This window comes from Mesorhizobium sp. M8A.F.Ca.ET.021.01.1.1 (genome assembly GCF_003998025.1).
In the GTDB taxonomy this organism is placed as follows: domain Bacteria; phylum Pseudomonadota; class Alphaproteobacteria; order Rhizobiales; family Rhizobiaceae; genus Mesorhizobium.
The window spans coordinates 1-5078 of the sequence record NZ_RZSJ01000467.1; the positions used below are offsets into that span (position 1 = coordinate 1).

Consider the following 5078-nt stretch of genomic DNA (forward strand, 5'->3'; position numbering starts at 1 on the left):
GGCGCGCACCGCAACGGCATCGTCTCAAACGCCGCCGTCATCTTCATCATCACGCTCGCCTTCGTGCTCGCGGTGGTGACGATTCCGCTGCAGATATTCGGAGACGTATGATGAACTTGCTGCGCGATGTCCTCGACAAACAAGTACTCGACCGGAAGGGAGTGAAGATCGGCAAGGTCGACGGGCTGGTTGCCGAGCTGCGGCCCGGAAAGCCGCCCCGGATTGTCGCGGCCGAGCTCGGCTCGATCACCCTTGCGCATCGCCTCGGCGCACGGCCCGGTCGCTGGGCAGCCCGGCTTGCCGCGTGGCTTGGGGGAGACCGCCATAGCGAGCCGCACCGGATTTCCTGGAAGAAGGTGCGCGATATCGGGCTCGATATCGAGTTCGACATCGACGGGCGCGAGACGTCGATCTTCGACTGGCAGGATTGGCTGCGCGATCATTTCATCGGTCGCATACCGGGGGCGTAGGCATGACCACCACCGTCAACCTCGAACATCTTGCCGGCAGGCGCGTGCTGTCGCTACGCGGCAAAAGCGTAGGCCATATAGAGGAGATACACGCCGAACAGGTGGGCGGCGATCTCGTGGTGACCGAATTTCACGTTGGCATCTATGCCGCGCTGGAGCGGCTTTCTGCTTTCTCTATCGGCTCGGCATTGCTCGATCTTTTCAGGCTGCGGCGGCGCGATGGCTTCTATCGCATCCCTTGGGATATGCTCGATATCTCCGATCCGAAGCGGCCGCGTTTGCTGTGTCCGATGACCGAACTCTCCCAGATGACAGGCGAAGCCGAACCGCATCGGACTCAGGGAAAGCGACGAGGATGACGCGGTTGTCGCCTGGCCGTATGCGAAAGCAGCGCAATGTTGGCATCGGCCGCGAGGCGCATTTGAAGTGACCACATCGCCGGCAACGGGAACATAGGCAGTCCGCGCGCATTGCTAGTGAACGCCATTGCAGGCACGGCTTACGGTCTCGACCATGCGACCCCTGATCACGGACACCTGGAACCTGGTGCGCGAAAGTGCCGTGGGCTTTGTCAACGACAATGCGCTAAGCCACGGCGCTGCGATTGCGTTCTACGCCACGACGTCACTGGCGCCGATACTGCTCATCGTCGTCGCGATCGCCGGCCTTGCTTTCGGTCACGAGGCCGCCCAAGTGGCCTTGTCTGCCCAACTGTCGGGTCTGATGGGGCCGGAAAGCGCAGACCTCCTGCGGAGCGTACTGGCAAGCGCGTCCCGAAAATCGTCCGGGACCTTGGCGGCGCTGATCGGCATCGCCACCTTGCTCGTAACCGCTTCAGGTGTCTTTGGCGAGATGCAGCAGTCGCTGAACACGATATGGAAGGTTGAACCGCAGGGTGTTTCGTTGTCGCGCCTTATGCGTGCAAGGGCGGCAAGTCTGGGCCTGGTCGCTGCACTGGGTTTCATGCTGCTCGTATCGCTCGCGGCCAGCGCGGCGATCGCGGTGTTAGGCGATATCATCAACGCTCACATGCCGTTTGGCGCCCTGATCCTCGCCGCCATCAATCTGGTCTCGTCGTTCGTGCTGATCTCGATGATGTTCGCCGCGATTTACAAAATCCTGCCCGATCGAAACTTGACATGGCGCGATGTCGGCATCGGTGCTGTCGTCACTGCTTTTCTGTTCACTGTCGGAAAATCGTTTATTGGCTGGTATATCGGCTCCAGCGCCATCGCGTCGTCCTACGGAGCCGCCGGCGGTCTCCTCGTCATATTGTTGTGGGTCTACTATTCAGCGGAAATTTTTCTTCTCGGTGCGGAATTCACGCGCGCCTACTCGGTTCGGCACGGCAGCAGATCGGATCTGGGCGCGCTGGCGCACGGGGACGTGCCTGCGACAGGTGAGTTGCCATCGAAAGACGTCGACCCATTTGGTACAGGCAACTCCGCCGGGATCGTGACGCTGGTTGCAGTGGCTTGCGCGACCGCTACGTTGACCAGCCTCGTCCTCGGCTTGCGTCGTCCCTGACATGCGCCGTCCGAGCCGCAGAATTCAATGACGGGTCAGCCGGCGGGTGATTGGTTCGGAGGCCCGGCCGTCCTTGGCAAGATCATCCAAATAATACACGCGGGCGTGGAACATTGGTCGACGCTGGCAGTTCTGGATCGCTTCAGATGCCGCCGCGTGGTGTCTGCGGAAGATCGGTGGAAACACCAGATCGGCCCGCGCCTCTTTCCCTCAGGACGGCGCGGGCTTCCACGACCGCACCTTACCGCGAGATTCCGGCGAAGGATGCTGGAGCGAGCAACAGGAGCCAGCCATGAAACACCAGACACTCGATCAATTGCAGGCGATCGCTGAGGTAAACGCCTCGGTGCCTGCCCCGCGCATGACCAGGACGCAGAGGTTGCAACGTTGGGCCGACCTTCTCGGGGAGAACCCGTCGCGATGCCTCGCCGCGCTTACCGGCACCGAACACATGCGCGCCTCGGTGCGGCAGGAAGCGCGCGCCGCAGGCTCGCCGATCACGGTCGCGTTCGAAGATTCGCTGTTGCGTGCATGCGGCCTGAGCAATGACAGCTACGGCGAAGCCAAGCGCTTCTTCGAACTCTCCGACTGGCAATTGCACGATATCGTGTGCAGCTGTCATGTCGGCTCCACCATGCAGGCAGGGTGGGTTTCTGCGCGGGTCCGCAGGATCTTGACCGGCAACAGGATCGCTGCGTGGCTGCGGCGGCAGTTGTGGGCACATTGAGATGCGTTCCGCCGAAACCGGAAACCGCTGGAACATTGTGCCATGATCGCTGTTAGGGACGCGGCCGGATGCCTTCCCCCCTCCGGTCAGTCCCCAGTGGCTCGCTGCCTCTCCCCCCGGGCAGCGGGCTCCGGAAGCCACCGGGATAGCTTGGGTCGATCGACGTGCATCAGGCCTCACGCAATAGGGGTCAACGGCAATGAGCAGAAGGTCCAAGGATCAAGGAACGCCGGTGCCCCTGCAAGGAACATCGAGCCAGGGTTCCCGGCGCACGCTGGCTACGGTTCTTGCCCTGGCGTTCCACGTCGTTCCGGCCGCCGCCCACCAGGCCCCGGCCGGATGGCAATATGACAGCTCCTGCTGTTCGGGTGTCGACTGCTACCAGGCGCCTGCTTCGGACGTGAAGGAAACCCGGAACGGATATCAGCTGTCGACCGGAGAATTGATCCCCTACAGCGATCACCGCATCAAACGCTCGCACGATGAATATTTTCACGAATGCAAGCCCGGCGGGGACGCCAAGCCCCAGCGCTCGTACTGCCTATATGTTCCAGATCGCGGCATGTAGCCCGTGATGGGCCCATCCAATCTGCCGGTTGAGCATCGGGAAGTGACCATGGCTCGAACTCCGGATGATCTCTATGTCGTGGTCTGAATGACCAGCGTAAGCGTACCGTCTCCATCGACGTTGGCCGCGATGACCTGGGAGGAGTTCAGCCCATTCTGCGTTAGCGCCGCCGTTGCCTGCTGGGACCCGTCGATCGAGTTCTGCAAGGCTCGCAGGTCATCCGCGGTGGTCTGGGCAACGATACGCTCGGCCTGCATCTTGACGTCCGGGGGAAGGTCGTCAATGGAGATGATGGCGACCCGCGTAAACCCGTTGCTGAAATCGAATTGACCCTGATCTGGCGCATCCTGATCCAACGGATCCAAGGGCAGGGACAAGTCGCCCGCTGCCCGCGGCCCCGCAGTCTGAGCATGGCTGGGCGACAGCTGAAACAGAACTGAAATCACAAGTGCCGCGAAAAAGCGCAATGGCGGATTCTCCTTGTTGGACCCGCACCCGTCAGACATCCATCATAGATCTGGCGGGCTCCCGGGCGATATTCTCTTCGATCTGTTCGTGGCCCGGCGTCTGCGGCAGGGCCTTCCGGAAATTCCTGGCATAGTGGGACGGCATCTTGGGCGGCATCATCGGTTCATAGGCATCGACAAGCGCCTCGACTATCACCGGGCCGTCGACGGCGAACGCTTCGTCCAGAACAGCCTCGATCTGGTCGGCCCGATCGATGCGCAACCCCTTTGCGCCCATTGCCTCGGCCGCCTTGGCAAAGTCGATCGGCGCCAGTTCGCAGCCGAATTGCGGGTTGCCGAGAAACATCATCTGCTCCCACGCGATCTGGTTGAGCATATTGTTCTTGAGGACCAGAAGCTTCAGCGGAACGCCGTAACGCACCGCGGTGGAGAATTCGCCGAGCTGCATGGCGAGGCCACCGTCACCGACGATGGCGGCGACCGGTCGGCCAGGGAATGCGATCCCGGCGGCGATTGCGTAGGCTAGCCCGCAGGACATCGACGCCAAAGCGCCCGAGAGGCCAAATGCCTGGCCCTCGCGCAAGTCGACATGGCGTGCCGCCAGTTCGGTATTCTGGCCTGAATCGGTTGCCAGCACCGTATTGCTGGCCAATCTTTCTCCGAATGCGCGGACGACCAATTGTGGTTTTACGGGATGGGCCTGCGCGTCCTCGGACTGCCGCATCATTTCGCGCCACTTGCCCATGTTGTCCTGCGCCCGCAGCAGAAATTCATTGGAAGGCTTCTGCGTCAGCCGCCGGTTGAGCGCGCGCAATGTCTCGGCCGCATCGCCGACGAGCCCCGCCTCTACCGGGAAGCGCAGGCCGATCCGTTGCGCGTCGCAATCAATCTGGACGCCCCGGGCCTGTCCGGGTTTGGGGTAGTACTCGATATATGGAAAAGTCGAACCGACGATCAGCACGGCGTCACAGTTCTCCATCATATCCTGCGATGCCAGTGTTCCCAGAATGCCGATGCCACCGGTCGTGTAGGGATGATCGTCCGGCAGCACCGCCTTGCCGAGCAGGGCCTTGGCCACCGGCGCCTGCAGCAGCTGGGCAGTTCGCTCCAGTTCGCTTGCCGCCCCCAGCGCACCACGGCCGGCCAGGATCGCCACGCGCGGGGCCTCGTTGAGAACGGCTGCTGCCTTGTCCAACTCGACGTCTTGCGCCACCATATGGCCTGTGAACATATTTTGCGGCGTGTGCTCGGGACGATTGCGCTTGGAGCGTTTCGTCGGCTCGCTCTCCTGTTCCTGGGTGTCGCTGGCAATCGAAAGA

Annotated in this window: 7 protein-coding genes; 5 read left to right on the forward strand and 2 right to left on the reverse strand. The window is 62.0% G+C overall.

The window, feature by feature from the left end; genetic code table 11:
- The first annotated feature begins 110 nt into the window (after positions 1–110).
- From EOA36_RS27230 to EOA36_RS27250, 5 genes are all read left to right on the forward strand, one after another.
- Complete coding sequence (locus tag EOA36_RS27230) at positions 111–470, forward strand: hypothetical protein (RefSeq protein ID WP_127280189.1); 360 nt, start codon at positions 111–113, stop codon at positions 468–470.
- 2 nt (positions 471–472) lie between these two features.
- On the forward strand, positions 473–829 hold the full coding sequence (locus EOA36_RS27235; protein WP_127280190.1) for a hypothetical protein: 357 nt from the start codon (positions 473–475) through the stop codon (positions 827–829).
- 154 nt (positions 830–983) lie between these two features.
- Positions 984–1997: a YihY/virulence factor BrkB family protein gene (locus EOA36_RS27240; RefSeq protein WP_127280191.1), complete on the forward strand. Its 1014-nt coding sequence runs from the start codon at positions 984–986 to the stop codon at positions 1995–1997.
- A gap of 292 nt (positions 1998–2289) precedes the next feature.
- Positions 2290–2724 (forward strand): hypothetical protein, encoded by a 435-nt coding sequence (locus EOA36_RS27245; RefSeq protein ID WP_127280192.1) that lies wholly within the window; start codon positions 2290–2292, stop codon positions 2722–2724.
- A 232-nt stretch (positions 2725–2956) separates the two neighbouring features.
- The gene (locus EOA36_RS27250; protein WP_127280193.1) at positions 2957–3292 is read left to right on the forward strand and encodes a hypothetical protein; all 336 of its coding nucleotides are present in this window, start codon (positions 2957–2959) and stop codon (positions 3290–3292) included.
- A gap of 71 nt (positions 3293–3363) precedes the next feature.
- On the opposite strand, the gene EOA36_RS27255 is transcribed toward EOA36_RS27250, so the two are convergent.
- Positions 3364–3759 carry a hypothetical protein gene (locus EOA36_RS27255; RefSeq protein ID WP_127280194.1) on the reverse strand — a complete coding sequence of 132 codons (396 nt, stop codon included), beginning with the start codon at positions 3757–3759 and terminating at the stop codon, positions 3364–3366.
- Positions 3760–3790: 31 nt separating this feature from the next.
- The coding region (locus EOA36_RS27260; RefSeq protein WP_127280195.1) for a thiamine pyrophosphate-dependent enzyme at positions 3791–5078 on the reverse strand (1288 nt) is incomplete at its 5' end.